General features: G+C 70.3%; 13 protein-coding genes. 9 read left to right on the top strand and 4 right to left on the bottom strand.

From position 1 onward, the window contains the following. Positions 1-18: 18 nt before the first annotated feature. The gene (locus ADK66_RS09925) at positions 19-4,428 is read right to left on the bottom strand and encodes a S8 family serine peptidase (RefSeq protein ID WP_053653719.1); all 4,410 of its coding nucleotides are present in this window, start codon (positions 4,426-4,428) and stop codon (positions 19-21) included. A 288-nt stretch (positions 4,429-4,716) separates the two neighbouring features. Between ADK66_RS09925 and ADK66_RS09920 the strand changes: the two genes are divergently transcribed. Next, positions 4,717-5,283, top strand: coding sequence for a winged helix-turn-helix domain-containing protein (locus tag ADK66_RS09920; RefSeq protein WP_231639987.1), 567 nt, complete (start codon positions 4,717-4,719; stop codon positions 5,281-5,283). 148 nt (positions 5,284-5,431) lie between these two features. Here ADK66_RS09920 and ADK66_RS09915 read toward each other — a convergent pair whose 3' ends face one another. After that, positions 5,432-6,322, bottom strand: a complete 891-nt coding sequence (locus ADK66_RS09915) for a diiron oxygenase (protein ID WP_053653715.1) — start codon at positions 6,320-6,322, stop codon at positions 5,432-5,434. A 48-nt stretch (positions 6,323-6,370) separates the two neighbouring features. On the opposite strand from ADK66_RS09915, the gene ADK66_RS09910 reads away from it, so the two are divergent. The 8 genes from ADK66_RS09910 to ADK66_RS09875 all read left to right on the top strand — a co-directional run bounded on the left by ADK66_RS09910 (position 6,371) and on the right by ADK66_RS09875 (position 14,916). Beyond that, the gene (locus ADK66_RS09910) at positions 6,371-7,099 is read left to right on the top strand and encodes a TetR family transcriptional regulator (RefSeq protein ID WP_053653713.1); all 729 of its coding nucleotides are present in this window, start codon (positions 6,371-6,373) and stop codon (positions 7,097-7,099) included. After that, positions 7,096-7,395 carry a DUF4873 domain-containing protein gene (locus tag ADK66_RS09905; RefSeq protein ID WP_053653710.1) on the top strand — a complete coding sequence of 100 codons (300 nt, stop codon included), beginning with the start codon at positions 7,096-7,098 and terminating at the stop codon, positions 7,393-7,395. Before ADK66_RS09910 ends, ADK66_RS09905 begins: the two co-directional genes overlap by 4 nt. Beyond that, positions 7,395-8,888, top strand: a complete 1,494-nt coding sequence (locus tag ADK66_RS09900; protein ID WP_053653708.1) for an NAD(P)/FAD-dependent oxidoreductase — start codon at positions 7,395-7,397, stop codon at positions 8,886-8,888. The genes ADK66_RS09905 and ADK66_RS09900 overlap by 1 nt, the downstream gene beginning before the upstream one ends. Continuing rightward, positions 8,878-9,750, top strand: coding sequence for an SDR family oxidoreductase (locus ADK66_RS09895; RefSeq protein WP_053653707.1), 873 nt, complete (start codon positions 8,878-8,880; stop codon positions 9,748-9,750). The genes ADK66_RS09900 and ADK66_RS09895 overlap by 11 nt, the downstream gene beginning before the upstream one ends. Continuing rightward, positions 9,747-10,589 carry an alpha/beta fold hydrolase gene (locus tag ADK66_RS09890; protein ID WP_053653705.1) on the top strand — a complete coding sequence of 281 codons (843 nt, stop codon included), beginning with the start codon at positions 9,747-9,749 and terminating at the stop codon, positions 10,587-10,589. The genes ADK66_RS09895 and ADK66_RS09890 overlap by 4 nt, the downstream gene beginning before the upstream one ends. A 40-nt stretch (positions 10,590-10,629) precedes the next feature. After that, positions 10,630-11,250 (top strand): TetR family transcriptional regulator, encoded by a 621-nt coding sequence (locus tag ADK66_RS09885; protein WP_053653703.1) that lies wholly within the window; start codon positions 10,630-10,632, stop codon positions 11,248-11,250. An 87-nt stretch (positions 11,251-11,337) separates the two neighbouring features. Continuing rightward, complete coding sequence (locus tag ADK66_RS09880) at positions 11,338-12,915, top strand: MDR family MFS transporter (RefSeq protein WP_053653701.1); 1,578 nt, start codon at positions 11,338-11,340, stop codon at positions 12,913-12,915. A 444-nt stretch (positions 12,916-13,359) separates the two neighbouring features. Next, complete coding sequence (locus ADK66_RS09875; RefSeq protein WP_053653699.1) at positions 13,360-14,916, top strand: OFA family MFS transporter; 1,557 nt, start codon at positions 13,360-13,362, stop codon at positions 14,914-14,916. A 55-nt stretch (positions 14,917-14,971) separates the two neighbouring features. Here the strand turns inward: ADK66_RS09875 and nrfD are convergent, their stop codons facing one another. Next, a complete protein-coding gene (nrfD, locus tag ADK66_RS09870) occupies positions 14,972-16,033 on the bottom strand; it encodes an NrfD/PsrC family molybdoenzyme membrane anchor subunit (protein WP_053653697.1) in 1,062 nt (353 codons plus the stop codon). Continuing rightward, positions 16,030-16,684 (bottom strand): 4Fe-4S dicluster domain-containing protein (locus tag ADK66_RS09865; RefSeq protein WP_157552377.1); only part of this gene is annotated, 655 nt, incomplete at its 5' end. The genes nrfD and ADK66_RS09865, both read right to left, overlap by 4 nt.

Genomic DNA, 16,684 nt, shown 5'->3' with positions numbered 1-16,684 from the left:
TGCACTACCGATCAGGTGTCAGCACCGGATGGGAGACAGCCCGAAGTCCTCCACCGTCGGAGTGGTGGTGTCGATCCTCGCCTGCCGGGTCTGGGGCTTCCAGCCGTCCTTGGCGACGATCATCGTGAGCGGGTTGTTGCGACGGTCCATCCAGTAGGCGTACTTGCCGGCCGCGTCCGTCGCGAACGTGAACGACATCGCCCACGAGTCGACCTGGACCACCGCGCCGGAGATCGGCGAGGTCGCGCCCTGGCAGCTCGTGCCGGTCACCGTACCCATCAGCTTGCCCCAGGTCTTCGGGGGCGTCGCGGTCATCGTCACCTCGACGGGCGCCACCGAGTACGGCGTGTTCTCCTTGATCGCCACCGCGCCGGAGTAGGTGCCCGGCTGGTCCACGTTCGCCGTCATCCCGACGGTGACAGTGACCTTCGCACCCGGTGCGAGGGTGACCGACGACTTGTCGATAGTCATCCAACTGACGTCGGCCGCGGCCTCGGCGCAGCCCTCGAAGCCCGGCAACACCTCGCTGTCGGCAGCCGCGTTGAAGCTGCCCGACGAGCCGCCGACCTTGTAGAAGCCACACGCCGCGGCACCCCGGTACCGGGCGGTGTTGGCGTTCGGCAGGTTCGACCACGAGCTGGTGGCCGGGTCGAAGGCGAAGCCCGCGTTGGTGATGGCCCCACCCTGCGAGCCGCCGACCACGAGGAGCTTGCCGCTTGCCACCGCGTACGAGCTGGCCCAGTTGTCGGCCGGCGCGTCGGCGATGGCGGTCCAGGTGTTGGCACCCGGGTCGAAGGCGTAACTGGACTTCTGCGCCACCGAACCGTCGTTGCCGCCGGTGCAGTAGACGACACCGTCGATCCCGCCGCAGGAGGCGAACGCCACCGACTTCGGGTAGTTGGCGAGCGTCTCCCAGGCGTTGCTGGCCGGGTCGTACCGGACGACGGTGTTCGACATCGGCAGGCAGTTAGCTGTGGTGCAGCCACCGATGGCGTACAGCTTGCCGTCGACGACGGCCTGCCCGGCCGCGGCCCGCGGCGCCGGGTTGGCGGCCCGTGCCGTCCAGGTGTTGGCCGCCGGGTCGTAGGACCAGGTGGCCGCGTCCGGGCCGTTGTCACCCCAACCACCCGAGGCGATGATCTTCCCGTCCACGACGCCCACCGTCAGGGCGTTGCGCGCGCCGGGGAGGTCGGCGATCGCCGTCCAGGTCTGCGCGGTCGGGTCGTAGGCGTAGTTCTTCGTGGTGGAGGCGCTGCCGTCGCCACCGCCGATCGAGTACACCTTGCCGTCGAGGGTCACCACCCGGTTGTCCATGATGTTGGCCGGGTAGTCGGCGATGTCCGTCCACGGCGCCGCCTGCGGACCGACCGCGGCGGGCACCGCCGTCGGCGCCTTGCCGGACGCCTTCGCGGCGAACGACGTCGCTACGGTGAGCCGCTGCTCCGGCGCACCGGGAGCACCGAGCACCTGCTGCCGGGTCACCCGGGAGCCGTCCGCCCGCAGCAGCTCGAAGCCGTTGTCCCGCTCACTGAAGCCGACCTCGACGGGCGCGCCGCCGGTGTTCGTCACAGTGAACTTCTTGCTGGTCTTGCCCCCGGGCATCTGGAGCGTCGCGCTCAACTCGGTGGGCGTCACCGACAGTTGACCCGCCGCGAGGACGAAGTTCGCTGTGGTCGCCCAGTCGGGCTCCACGTCGACCTGCTTGCTCTGGCTGACGTAGTTACCGGCCGTCGCGGTGAACTTGTGCGTGCCGGTCAGCGACGAGTAGAGCCAGTAGAAGCCGTCGGCAAGCCCCGGGTCGTCCGGGGTCGCCACTGTGACGGCCTTCTCGCTGGGCCGGTCGCTGCTGGTGACGGTGGCGCCGTTGAGGTAGCTGTTGTCGTTCTTGTCGCGGACGTTGCCCACGACCAGGCCACCGTCGACAGGCACACAGGTGACCTGGCTGCCGATCAGGACGTTGTCGACCTCCCACCACCACTCGTACGAGGCGTCGTAGTAGCGGAACCGCACCTGGACCTGCGCCTGGCCGGCGGCCTGCGGGATCGGGACCTCGGTGACCCGTGGCCCTCGTACGTCGGTCTCCTGCCGCAGCACGTTCGTCCAGGTGGTGCCGCCGTCGATGCTGAGGTCGACGTCGGCGGTGTCCTCGTCCAGTTGGTTGAAGTCCTGGTTGAACCGGATGACCGGGGCGGTGACGCCGGTCAGGTCGACCACCGGGCTGACCAGCGAGGTGTCCTGGCTGTTGCCGGCGCCGTAGTCGTCACTGTCGATCATCGCGAAGTTGCCGGCGCCGCCGGTCAGGTTGCCCCGGCCGCCGTCGTCGGTGAACTTCCACACCTGGCCGGTCCCCGCGTTGTCCACAACGGTCCAGCCGGCCGGCGTGGTCGTGCCGTCGAAGGTCTCGTACTCGCCGTCCGCGCCGAACGCGTAGCCGGGCGCCGTCGTGCACCTTGTGGTGTCCACCGGCATCGCGACGTTGGCGGTCACGTTCCGGGTGCCGACCACGACCTCCTTGGTCACTGCCGGGTAGCCGGGGTACTGCGACTCGTACCTCAGGGTGTACGTCTGCCCGGCCGGCAGCTTGATGGTGTAGCGGCCGGTTGACGGCGCGGTGTAGTCGTAGACACCCGACACGCCGGTGACCGTCACCTTGGCGTAGAGCGGCCAGCCGTGACCGGAGCCGTCGGTGACCGCGCCGGTGATGTTGACGCTCGCCACCGCCGTCAGCGCGACGTCGAGCGTCGTGGTGGCGCGGTTGGTGACAGTCGCCGACTTCGTGGTGGCGCCGTAGCCGAAGGCGGACACGACGACCTGGTAGTCACCGGTCGGCAGCTGCGTCGAGTACGTCCCGTCCGCCCCGGTGGTCACCTCGCGTGCGGCCGGGCCGGTGAGCGTGAGGGTCGCGCCGGCGATCGGGGCGCCGGTGGCCGCGTCGGTGACAGTGCCGGCGAGGGTGCCGACGTCGCCGGTCGGTGCGGCGTCGAGCAGCGCGAGGGCGTCCAGCCGGCCCTCGCCGTAGACGTTGTTGTCCGCCGCGGTGCCACCGCACTGGCTGTCGTCCTTGTCGATGGCGGCGCCGTTGAGCAGGGTACGGGTCGCGTTGACGTCACCGACGAGCGACGGCGCGGCCGAGTACAGCAACGCGATGGCGCCCGCGAGGTGCGGGGCTGCCATCGAGGTGCCGCTGATGCTGCCGTACGTGCTGCCCGGGATGCTCGACCGGATGTTCACGCCCGGCGCGGAGATGTTGGGCTTGATCTCACCGTTCTGCCCGGCGCCACGTGCCGAGAAGCCCGCGACGTTGTTGTTGACGTCGTACGCGCCTGTGGAGTAGTTGCTGGCGAGGCTGCCCGGCGAACCGCTCGTCTGGCAGGCCGGCCCGCTGTTGCCGTTGGACCAGACACCGAAGATGCCCGACGCCGTCCAGGCCAGCGTCACGTCCTCCATGAAGGGCTCGTTCGACGGCAGCCGGGTGCCCCAGGAGTTGTTGATGATGTTCGGCCGCTTGCTGGCGTCCGGGTTCTGGCCGCCGAGGTCAGTCGGCTCGAGCATCCACTGACCGGATTCGATCAAGGCGGCATCGCTGGGGCAGCAACCGTTCGCGGCGATCCACTTGACCCCGGGCGCGACGCCGATCTGGTTCGCGCCAGCGGAACCGGCCATGGTGCCCATGGTGTGCGTGCCGTGGCCATCGTTGTCACAGGGGGCGGTCGAACATTCTCCGGCGGCGTCGAACCAGTTGTAGTTGTGGTCGAACGTGCCGTCGCCGTTGTTGCCGCGGTAGGAGTTCACAAGCGCGGGGTGGTCGAACTGCACGCCGGTGTCGATGTTGGCGATGGTGATGCCCTCACCGGTGACGCCGTACTGGGACCAGACGTCGTCGGCGTTGATGTTGGCGATGCCCCACTCGAGCGCGTTGACGGTCTTCTCGTCGGCGCCCTTGATGGTCTCCGGGACCTTGTACTCGACCGGGGCGTAGAGCCCCTCGACCTCCGTGTGGGCGGCGAACTTCTGCGCCATGTCGAGCGAACCGCTGTTCACCTTGATGGCGTTTGTCGCCCAGAAGGTCTGGTACTTGGTGCCCGAGCTGTCGAGTTCGGCACGGATCTTGCCCTGGCTCGCTGCGGCGGTGGTGCGCAGCGCCTCGGCGACGGCCGCGCCGCGCTTCGTCCAGTCCTTGATGGAGCTGGCCTTGCTGAGGTCCGCCCGGTCCTTGAACCGGATCCAGAAGTCCCCAGCGCTCTTGGCCTGGAGCTGCTTGGCGAGGTCCGGCCGGATCTTGTCTCCCGGAGCGGTGCCCACTCCCATCCCGGGCGCGGCCTGCGCGCCCGTGCCGATACTGACCAGACCCGTCGCGGCGAGGATCATCGCCGCGCCGGCGCTCACCAGTGATCTGGCGGTGCGCCTCCATCGTGGACGTCTGAACATCGGTGCTGCCTCCCTCAGAACGACCCAGGGGTGTGATGGGCCATGGTGAGGGTGCGGAGGGTCCGCCTCGACGGAGTCGAGCAGACCAACCCTTCATGCCCCTCCATGCACCGCGCGGGTCACGCCGGTTGCCCGAGTGGACACTATGATCGAGAGGAAAGGACGATCAAGAACTTGCCGTGAGCAACTTGTCGCTAACGGTTGCCCTGCCGGCGGCGCGCTTGCCAATCACTGTCAGGGCCATGACTGAAGTTGGGCAAAGATTTCCATCGATCCCGGGCGGGTGTGGTGGCCGAGGACGACGAAGCTGCGACGGGCGGGCCCGCGACGGCCGACGAACCCTTTCCGCTGCTGATCGCGGTGACCCCGTCGCCGACCGAGCGCATCCGCCTCGCGGAGCGCCTCGACGGCATCGCACCGTTGCTGCTGGTGGCCGACCTGGACGAGCTGCGCCGGCTGATCGCGCCGTCACCGGCGGCCGCGTCACCCGCGCCGTCACCGACCGCGCCGTCACCGACCGCGCCGCCGCCCGCCGTGCCGGCCGACGCCGTCCTGGTCATCGACTCGACCCGGTCCACCGCACGGTACGGCGGGCGCGAGGTCGACCTGACCCGCCTTGAGCACGACCTGCTGACCTGCCTGACCACCGAGCCGGTCCGGGTGTGGAGCTACGCCGAACTGCACCGGACCGTCTGGCACGACGAGGGACGCGAGCGCAGGGCCGACGTGCAGTCGCTCGTGAAACGCCTGCGGCGCAAGCTGCTCGACCTCGGCACGGCTGCCACCATCGAGGCGGTACGCGGCGTCGGCCTGCTGCTCAGCGACAGGCAGGAGCCCCGGATCGGGCGCGCCTGACGTCTGCCTGATGTAGGCAGTTCGTCAGCGCGGCACCACGACCGACGACAGCGCGCGACGCCGACGACAGTGCCCCGCACCGACGAAGGCGCACCACGACCGACGCCAGCGCGCGACGACAGCGCTGCGGCGGCTGGCGACGGCGCCGTCAGATCAGCCCGGCGCGTACCCACAGCAGCCGACCCGGCCCGGCCACCAGACCGGCGTCCGCGAGGTGGTCGTGCACCCGGGCTGCCGACCAGCGCAGGGTGGCCTGCCAGTGCGGGTTTGCACGGGCGGCCGCCCGGCCCACCTGCGGCGCGATGCCCACCGCCGCGTAGGCGCTCGGGTGGACCAGGCGGTTGGCGATCGTGTAGGCGGCGCGACCGATCAACAGCCGGGCGTACGCCATGCCGACCGGACCGGCGGCGGCGACCTGGCGGGCCAACTCGTCGCGGGCGAAGCGGACGTGCCGCGCCTCCTCCACGACGTGGATGCGCGAGACCATCCGGATCAGCGGTTGGAGTGACTCGTCGGCCATGATCTCGCGCTGGAACGCGTCGAGGATCTCCTCGGCGATGAGGATCGCGGCGTACATCCGAGGGCCGCTGGCGGTGGTCTTGAGGAACCGGCCGAGCCAGTGGTCGACGGCGCTCGCCCGGTAGACGGGGCAGCCCATCGCCTCGATCAGTCGACCGAACATGATCGAGTGCCGGCACTCGTCGGCGACCTCGGTCAGCGCGTACTGGGCGTGTCGGCTGGTCGGGTCGTCGTCGTAGTACTGCCGGATCAGCATCTGCATGAGGATCGTCTCGAACCACAGCCCGGCGCTGGCGGCGCTTGCCACCTCGTGTTTGGTGAGCTCGACGCGCTGCTCCTCGGTCAGCCCCGACCAGAGTGGAGTGCCGTAGAGGCTGCTGCGATGCGGCGGGAGCCAGTAGGCGCCCGGAGTGTGCGGTGCGTCCCAGTCGATCTCGACGACGGGGTCGTAGCTGGTCCGCAGCGACGACGTGAGCAGTCGATCGGCGACCGCCGTGCTCTCGGGTTCCGTCGTCTCCATGGCGCCTCCATATTGACGTGACGACCGGTAACTGTTACGAGTGGTAGCATGCAAGCGCCGCGCAAGGATGTCAATGGATCCGACCCGCCGACGGTGGCCTCCGAGGGTGTCCCGAAGGCGAAGACCAACGGCCGTCGGGACCGCTGGGCCGACCACCGTGAGCAGCGCCGGCAGGCACTGATCGGCGCGGCCGTGCAGGCCCTGTTGCGACACGGGCCGGACGTCGACATGGACCAGGTGGCCGCCATGGCCGGCGTCAGCAAGCCGGTCCTCTACCGCTACTTCGCCGACAAGTCGCAGCTCTGGGTCGCGGTGAGCGAGGTGGTGGCGGGCCGGGTCGTCGACGCCATCGCGCCCGCGATCGACGAGGTCCGAGAGGAACGCGACCTCGTCCGGGCGACTATCGACGCGTACCTCGGGGTGATCGAGTCACAGCCCACCCTCTACCGGTTCCTGATGCGCCAGTCCGGCCAGCCCGGCATCCACCAGGTCGTCGCCGGCACCAGCCGGCAGGTCGCGGCCGGCCTGGCCCGGGTGATCGGCGACCGCCTGCGCGCGCTGGGCCTCGACGCCGGCCCGGCCGAACCCTGGGCGTACGGCCTGGTGGGGTTCGTGCAGGCGGTCGGCGACTGGTGGACCACGCACGGCCAGCCGATCAGGCGGGCAGCGCTCACCGACTACCTGACCACCCTGCTGTGGAGCGGGATCGAGGGAGTCCGGGCCAGCGCCGACCTGCCACACGAGCTGACCCGCGCCCACGAACGGATCGAGCAGTGAGCTACCACGGGCCGGCGACCGTCGCGGGCACTCCGGTCCGGGCGCACCTCAGTGGACGGTGGGAGCCGGTCGACGGCCGCTACCACTGGGGTGGACGGATCGAGCCCGACCCGACGGTGGCGACGCTCCTGCGCTCCGGCCGGCGCGACGTCGAGCTGCGCATCGCCGACCGGGCCCGACCCGCCCGACTTGCCGAGATCGACCCGTGGGGCGGCGTACGGGTCACCGGCGTGGGCGAGCCGCCCTGGCCGCCACCGGCCGAGCCGGGCACCGAGTGCGAGACCCCGGAGGAGTGATGGAGACAGACATCGCGATCGTCGGCGCCGGCTTCGGCGGCCTGGGGGCTGCCATCGCCCTGCAACGGGCAGGCTTCACCGACTATCTCGTCTTCGACCGCGGTGACGACGTCGGCGGCACCTGGCGGGACAACACCTACCCCGGCTGCGCCTGCGACGTGCCGTCACACCTCTACTCCTTCTCCTTCGCCCCCAACCCACGCTGGTCGAACACGTTCTCCAGCCAGCCGGAGATCCGGGACTACCTGCGCGACTGCGTCGACCGCTTCGGGATACGCCCGAAGGTACGTCTGCGTCACGAGGTCCTCGACGCGCGCTGGGACGAGCAGCGCCAGCGCTGGCTGCTGCGGACCTCCGGGGGCGACCACAGCGCCCGCGTCCTCGTCTGCGCGGCCGGCCCGCTGAGCGAACCCGCCGTCCCCGACCTGCCGGGCATTGACGACTTCGCCGGCACGGTCTTCCACTCCGCGCGCTGGCGGCACGACCACGACCTGAGCGGTCGCCGCGTCGCGGTCATCGGCACCGGCGCGTCGGCGGTCCAGTTCGTGCCGCAGATCCAGCCGGCCGTCGAGAAGCTGACGCTGTTCCAGCGGTCCCCCGCCTGGATCATGCCCAGGCGCTCGCGCCGCATCAGCCGGGTCGAGCAGGCCGCGTTCCGCACCGTGCCCGGCGCGCAGCGGGCCGCGCGAGCCTGGCTCTATCTGGTACGCGAGGTCATGGGCCTTGGTTTCCTGCACCCGACGGTCAACCGCCTCGCCTCGCGGCTGTCCCTGCGGACGCTGCGACGTCAGGTCAGCGACCCGACCCTGCGGGACAAGCTCACCCCCCGGTACGCGATGGGCTGCAAACGGGTGCTGATCTCCAACGACTACTGGCCGTCGCTCACCCGCCCGAACGTCGACGTGGTCACGGCCGGCATCACCCGGATCGTGCCCGACGGCCTGGTCACCGCCGACGGTGTGCACCACAGGGCGGACACGATCATCCTCGGCACCGGCTTCCACGTCACCGACTCCCCCGTCGTACGGCTCATCCACGGGCGGGACGGGCGCAACCTTGGCGATGCCTGGACCCCCAGCATGCACGCGTACCGCGGCACCACAGTCGCCGGCTTCCCCAACCTGTTCTTCCTGCTCGGCCCCAACACCGGGCTCGGGCACACCTCGGTGGTGCTGATGATCGAGGCGCAGCTGCGCCTGATGCTCGCCGCACTGCGGCACATGCGGGCCAGAGGCGTCCAGTCCATCGAGCCGACCCCGCAGGCGCAACGACGCTGGACGCAGCGGGTCGACCGGAAGATGACCGGGACCGTGTGGCAGACCGGCTGTTCGAGCTGGTATCTCGACGCCACCGGCCGCAACACCACCATCTGGCCGGGCTTCGCCACCGGCTTCCGGCTGCGGCTGCGCCGGTTCCGCCCCGCCGACCACCGGATCATTCCGGCCGACACCACACCCAACGAACCGGAACGGGAGCACGCCGATGCGGTATGACCTGGCGGGCAGGACTCTGCTCATCACCGGCGCGGCACGCGGCATCGGGGCGCAGCTGGCCCGCGACGCCGTCGCCCGGGGCGCGCAGGTCGCCCTCGTGGGCCTGGAGGGCGAGCGGCTCCGGCAGCTCAGCGCCGACCTCGACGCCCACTGGTACGAGTGCGACGTCACCGACCAGGCGGCGCTGGACGAGGCGGTCGCCTCCACGGTGGACCGTTTCGGCGGCATCGACGTGGTCGTCGCCAACGCGGGGATCGCGAACCTGGGCACCGTGGCGGTCGGGCCTGTCGACGCGTTGGTGCGTACCGTCGAGGTGAACCTCTGCGGCGCGATCCGCACTGTCAGCGCGGCCCTGCCACACGTCACCGCCGCCCGTGGTCACGTCCTGATCATCTCGTCGGCCGCCGCCTTCGCGGCCATGCCCGGCATGGCCGCCTACTGCGCGTCCAAGGCGGGCGTGGAGCAGTTCGCAAACGTGCTGCGCCTGGAGACCCGGGCACGAGGCGTCACCGTCGGCACGGCACATCCGATCTGGATCGACACCGACCTGGTCCGCGACATCCGCGACGACCTGGCGTCGTTCCGCGCCACACTGAGCCGGCTGCCGTGGCCGCTGTCCACCGTCGTCCCGGTCGAGCAGTGCGCCGACGCCCTGCTGCGTGGCATCGAGCGCCGAAAGCGCAAGGTGTACGTCCCACGGTCGCTCGCCCTGGTGCAGGCGCTGCGACCGGTGGTGCTGAGCAGCTTCTCGGACGCCTTGATCTCCCGTTTCGGGGGCCGGACGATGGTCGGCGAGATGGAGGACGAGGTCCGCCAGCTCGGACGCTCCTTCGGCAGGACGTCGGTGGGGGGCCGGTCGTGAGCGTTCACGTCCGTCGTGGGGGCAGCGGTGAGCCGCTCGTGCTCATCCACGGCATCGGCCACCGCCACCAGGCGTGGGAGCCGGTGTTCGACAGGCTCGCCGCCCACCACGAGGTGATCGCGCTGGACCTGCCCGGCTTCGGTAACTCCCCGATGCCCGGCACCGGGATGCCCGCCGACATGGCCGCCACCGTCGCCGCGATGCTGCCCGTCCTGACCGAGTGGGGGCTCGATCGTCCGCACGTGGCCGGTTACAGCCTCGGTGGGGCGATCAGCCTGGAGCTTGCCGCCAGCGGGGTCGTCGCCTCCGCAACTGCCTTCTCCCCCGCCGGTTTCTTCACGCCTGCCGAGTGCCGCCGGGCACTGACCATCCTCCGGCTCCTGCGGGTCAACTCGTACCTGCCCACTCCACTCATGCGGGTCGCGCTGCGCTCGTCGTACCTGCGGGCGATGTGCTTCGGGTCGCTTGTGGCCCGCCCGACGCTGCTGGACGCCGACCGCGCGTTGGGCGACGCGCTCGCCCTGCGGCGCGGCCTGGGCTTCGCCGCCGTGGCCCGGGCCGCCCGCGACTACCGGTTCGATGGTGTACGGCTCGCCGACGCGGCGGTGCCGGTGACAATCGGCTGGGGCGACTGTGACCGGATCTTCGGTGTCCACCAGGCCGAACGCGCCCGGGCCGGGCTGCCGGCTGCCCGGGTGGTGACGCTGCCCGGCTGCGGACACGTACCGATGAGCGACGACCCGGACCTGGTGGCCGAGTTGATCCTGGAGACCACCGGCGCCGTACGACGTCGGTTGCCGGCTGGCGACCAGGGTCACGAAAATCACTTCACAAAATAAAAACTTGCAGGCTCTGCAGGTTTGCTTCTAGCCTCGCCGGGTGACCGACACCGACCGCGTGACCACCGGGCGACGGGACCGCAAGAAGGCGCAGACGCGGGCCGCGCTGACCGCCGCAGCGCTACGGCTGGTCGCCGAACGTGGCCTGGAGCACGTGACGGTGGAGGAGATCAGCGAGGCCGCCGACGTCTCCTCGCGGACGTTCTTCAACTACTTCGCCTGCAAGGACGAGGCGATCACCGACGATCCGGCGCTCGACGGCAGCCGGGTCGTGGCGCGGCTGGCCACCGTTCCCGCGCAGGTGCCGGCGCTACGGGCCGTCCGCCTCGCCCTCGACGAGGCGATCGGCCCCATACAGGCCGACCGGGAGCTGTGGCGGCTGCGGCTGACTGTCATCACCGAGAACCCAACCCTGCTGCCCCGGCTGATCGCGGGCAACGTCGCCACCGAGCGGGCCATGGTCTCGGTCATCGCCGCCCGCCTCGGTGTTGGTCCCGAGCACCCGTACCCGCCGCTGGTCACCGCCGTGGCCGGTGCCGCCTTCCATTGCGCGACGATGCGCTGGGCCGCCGACGACGGGACACCGCCGCTCGCCGAGCTGGTGGACGAGGCGTTCGCCGGCATCGCCGCCGGCCTGCCCGATCCGCCACCCCGAGGCTGACCCCAGCCCTCTCCTGACCACGTTCAGCCTCGTCGCATCCCGCCCGAGGCCCACAGCACCCTGTGCACACCCGACAAGGGAGCGTCAATGACCAGCACCATCCCGCCCACCGACACCGCCGCCGTCGGCACGCGCATGTCGCGTCGGGAGGTTCTCCAGGCCCTATCCGGGCTGATGGTCGGCATGTTCGTGTCCATCCTCGCCTCCACGGTGGTGGCAAACGCCCTGCCGCGGATCATCGCCGATCTGAACGGCAGTCAGACCGTCTACACCTGGATCGTCACCAGCGAACTGCTCGCCATGACGGCGACGGTGCCGCTCTGGGGCAAGATGGCCGACCTGTACAGCAAGAAGCTGCTGATCCAACTCTCGCTCGGATTGTTCGTGGTGGGTTCCCTCATCGCGGGCTTCACACCGAACGTCGAGGTGCTGCTTGTCAGCCGTGTCGTCCAGGGCATCGGCGCCGGCGGCATGACGGCGCTGGCCATGATCGTCATGGCGGCCATGATCCCGCCGCGTGAGCTGGGCCGCTACGCCGGCATCTTCGGCGCGGTCTTCGGCGTCGGCACCATCGCCGGTCCGCTGATCGGTGGGGTTCTCGTCGACACGTCATGGCTGGGCTGGCGCTGGTGCTTCCTCATCGGCGTCCCGTTCAGCATCATCTCCATCGCCCTGCTCCAGCGGACCCTGCACCTTCCGGTCGTCCGCCGCAAGGTCACGATCGACTGGCTGGGTGCTCTGCTCATCACCTCGGGTGTCTCCACGCTGCTGATCTGGTCGTCCCTGGCCGGCAACAAGTTCGACTGGGCATCCGGCTGGACGGCGCTGATGGTCATCGGCGGCCTGGCCCTGCTGGGATTGGCGGTGTTCGTCGAGTCGCGGGCGGCGGAACCGATCATCCCGCTGACGATCTTCCGCAGTCGCACGGTCTCGCTGACCACGATCGCCAGCGTGCTGGTCGGTGTCGCGATGTTCGGCGGCACGGTCTTCCTGTCGCAGTACTTCCAGATCTCGCTGGGCAAGTCGCCGACCGTCGCGGGCCTGATGAGCCTCCCGATGATCTTCGGTCTGCTCGTGTCGTCGACGGTGGCCGGCCAGCTCATCACGAAGTACGGCCGGTGGAAGGCCTATCTGGTGGCCGGCGCCGCGGTGATGACCGTCGGGATGGCGCTTTTGGGCACCATCGACGCCCAGACCAGCGTCGGCGTCCTGTCGATCTACATGGCCGTGCTGGGCGTCGGCGTCGGCATGCTCATGCAGAACCTCGTGCTCGCCGCGCAGAACGACGTCCCCGCCCACGAGCTCGGCGCCGCGACCTCCGTGCTGACGTTCTTCCGCAGCATGGGCGGCGCCATCGGCGTCAGCGCGCTCGGCGCGGTCCTGGCGAGCCGGGTGACCTCGCTGACGACCGAGCGACTCGGCCCGGCGGCGACGGGCGGCGGCACCGCCGAGGTGCCCGACCTGTCCACCCTGCCCGAGCCGGTGCGACTCATCATCCAGGACGTGTACGGCATCGCGACCGCCGACCTCTTCCTGGTCGGTGCGCCGATCGCGCTGGTCGCGTTGATCGTCGTGCTGTTCATCAAGGAAAAGCCGCTGCACACCCTCAGCGGCGACGAACGACGCGCCCAGGAGGAGGCGGCCGCGAAGGCCGCGGTTCACTGAGCCGTACCACCACAGTGAGGGGGCGGGCCGAACGGCCCGCCCCCGTTCTGCGTCCGCCCGGACGGCGAGCAGGGGTGCGTGCGGGCGTGCGAGGTGCGGGCGGGCGGCGTGCGGGCGGGGCAGGCGGCGCGCGGGCCCCTTCTCTGCCGCCTTTGCTCTGCTTCAACCCACGCAACACTTTGGGCCGGTGACTGTTGCGCCGGTTGAAGCAGAGCAAAGGACACGAGCTGATACCGGTCCCCTCCGCTGGCGGGCCGACGTCTCGCGTTTCGCGGTAATGACAAGCCGCCAACCGACCGCCACGTAACGTGAGAATGCAGCCGGCCAACGGCTGACGCAGGCGTGCACGGGCCCGCCAATCGGGCGGCGCTCGGTCGAGCACCGGGACGGACAGCCCTGCACCGCCGCCGGCCTACTCAGCCGCAGGAGGCGCGGACGATGTCCATGCTGTCGGTATTCAACCCTCGGCACACCGTCGCTCCCCCGGGATACAGCCGCTGGCTCATCCCGACAGCGGCGCTGGCCGTGCATGTCTGTATCGGGCAGGTCTACGCCACAAGCGTCTACAAGAACTCCCTCATCGCGCACTTCGACACCAGCCAGACGGCGATCGGGGCGATCTTCAGCATCGCCATCGTCATGCTGGGGTCGTCCGCCGCCGTGGGTGGCCGCTGGGTGGAGCGCAACGGACCGCGCCGGGCCATGTTCGCCTCCGCCTGCTTCTGGGCCACCGGGTTCCTGGTGGGCGCGCTCGGCATCGCGACCCAGCAACTCTGGCTCCTCTACCTCGGGTACGGCGTCATCGGCGGTATCGGACTCGGCATCGGCTACATCTCGCCCGTCTCGACCCTGATCAAGTGGTTTCCGGACCGGCCAGGTCTCGCCACCGGGCTGGCCATCATGGGGTTCGGCGGCGGCGCCCTTGTCGCCGGCCCGCTCGCGCGGCAACTGCTCTCCCTCTACGACTCCGGCTACAACCCGGACAACCCGGGTGCCGTGGCGTCGGGAAGCGCCCTCGTGGCGCTCTTCGTCACGTTCGGCATCGGCTACTTCGTGATCATGATGTTCGGCCCGTTCAACGTCCGGGTTCCCGCGCCGGACTGGCGGCCCGCCGGGTTCGACCCCGCGAGCGTCGCCAGCCGGCCGCTGGTGACGAGGGCGAGCGTGTCCGCGACGAGTGCCGTGCGTACGCGGGCGTTCTGGCTGCTGTGGATCGTGCTGTTCTGCAACGTCACGGCGGGCATCGGCATCCTGGAACAGGCCAGCCCGATGATCCAGGACTTCTTCCGGGACAACGGGACCACTGCCGTCTCGGTGTCGGCGGCAGCCGGTTTCGTGGGTGTGCTGTCGCTGTTCAACATGGCCGGACGGTTCGTCTGGTCGACGACGTCCGACCTCATCGGCCGCAAGCCCATCTACATGGTCTACCTCGGCCTCGGCATGGTGCTGTACACGCTGCTCGCCGTGGCGGGGCACTCCGCGACCGCCGTCTTCGTGCTGATCGCCGCCGCGATCATCTCCTTCTACGGCGGCGGGTTCGCCACCATGCCCGCGTACCTGCGCGACCTCTTCGGCACCTTCCAGGTCGGCGCCATCCACGGCCGGCTGCTGACCGCCTGGTCAGCTGCGGGCGTCGCCGGTCCGCTGATCGTCAACGGCATCCTCGACACGCAGGGCAAGCCCGGCACGCTCACGGCGTCGGCGTACCGGCCGGCGCTGTTCACAATGGTCGGCATCCTCGCCATCGGCTTCATCGCCAACCTGCTGGTCCGTCCGGTGCCCGAGCGGTTCCACGAGCCGGACCGGGGGTCGACGTCGCCCGTGGCGAGGGCAAGCGTCACCGAACCGGTCGCCCTCGGCCCGCAGAGCAACCCTCCGGTGCCCGACCACGTGGGTGCCCAGACCGGGCGGCTCTGGTTGTCGTGGCTGCTCGTGGCGCTTCTCCTCGGGTACGGCATCGTCCAGACCGCCATCACCGCCGCGAAGCTGTTCACCGGCTGACGCGGTCATACCCGGACAACAGGGAAGGCACCCCGAGGGGGTGCCTTCCCACTGTTCAGAGCCGGGTCGTCGACGTCTCGTCGAGGCGTTCGCGCTGGGGCACGACCGTGTACTTCGGATCGCGCGCCGACACCTTGCCGGCCTCGAAGACACCGAACCGGGTGGCGGCCGACGACGCCACCAGGACCGCGCCGGAGACCGCGGCCAGGAATCGGCTGCGGCGGCTGACCAACGCCGCTGCGGTACCGACGGCGAGCAGCACCCGACCGGCCTTGACCAGGCGGCCACTGCGCCCGCGCGTGTAGGGCTCGCCGACCAGCCCCATCCGCTCCATCCGGTGGCCGCCGGCGAACTCGACGGCGGCGGCGGCGAGTGCGAGTCGCCGCAGCGGCGCGGTCTGGGTGGCCGGCGCCGCTATCAGGCCGACCCCCGACGCGGCAGCGAGCGCGCTGCCGGCGAAGACGAACGGCAGCGACGGGTACGCCTCATGCCAGGACGGCACCGCGGTGTCGGCGAGCAGCACCCCGGTGTACGTGGCCAGTGCCGGCGCGGTGACTGCGGCGGCCAGGCCGGCGGCGTTGCCGACAGGAGGTGCCAGCCTGCGGGCAAGACCGAGCACGCCGTGCGGTGGGAGCCGGTGCGCGAGTTCGGCGACCGCTGCCACGCCGGCCAGTGGCCCGAACGCGGCGAGGATCCAGGTGCCCACCGACATGGGCGAGGTCAGCTTGGCGACCCGGAGCATGTGGTGGAACCGGTCCGGCCGGCCGAGGTCGTGAATCAGCAGGTACGTGCTGGCGACGACGCCTCCGAGGGCCGTCCACCGGCCGACAGCGCGCAGCTCGGGGCGCCCGGTCAGTTGTGCGCCCGCTCCGATGAGCGCGCCTCCGGCGGCGAGGCCGCCGGTGAAGAGGTAGCCGGCGATGTCGTACTTCCACACGGGCGGTTTGAGCACCGGTCGGCCGTAGTAGGAGCTGAAGTCGGCCGGCGGCACCGTGAGCTGCTCACCGCCGCCGCGCCCACGTCCGCCCCCGCCCTCGCGTCCGCGTCCGTCTAGTCGGGTCTGGAACTCGCGGAACCGGGAGCCGACGGGCTCGTTCGGTGGCGTCGCGCCGGTCATGGTCGCCTGCCGAGGAATGCGACGGCCGTGACGGCGGCCATCGTCAGTGCGGCGAGGCCTGCCAGTGCGGCGAGGCCTGCGCGTTTCCACATCGCCGGCAGATCCCGCGTCGTCACCACCGGATCCGGCGGCAACCCATACACCTCCGGCTCATCCAACAACAAAAAGAACGCCCCATCACCACCCACACCATCGTTCGGGTCATGCCCATACAACCGCGCCTCGGACACCCCCCGCCCATGCAACGTCGCCACCCGCACCGCAGCCCGCTCCCGCAACTCATCCAAGGGCCCGTACTGGATCGACTCCGTCGGACACGCCTGCGCACACGCCGGCGTCATCCCCGCACCCAACCGGTCATAGCACAGCGTGCACTTCCACGCCCGACCATCACCCCTACGCTGATCGATCACCCCATACGGACACGCCGAAATGCAGTACCCACACCCATTACAGATGTCCTCCTGCACCACCACCGTCCCGAACTCGGTCCGAAACAACGAACCCGTAGGACAGACATCCAGACAAGCCGCATGCGTGCAGTGCTTACACACATCCGACATCATCAACCAGCGGAAATCCGTACGCCCCTCCGCGCCCGTTCCCCGACCCGGCGGCTGCGCACCCGGCATCCCCAGAAACTCCGGACCG

It is taken from the genome of Micromonospora sp. NRRL B-16802 (assembly GCF_001279555.1).
GTDB classification, from domain to species: Bacteria; Actinomycetota; Actinomycetes; order Mycobacteriales; family Micromonosporaceae; genus Micromonospora; species Micromonospora profundi.
Note: the sequence above shows the minus strand (reverse complement) of the source record. Positions and strands in the feature narration are given on the sequence as shown.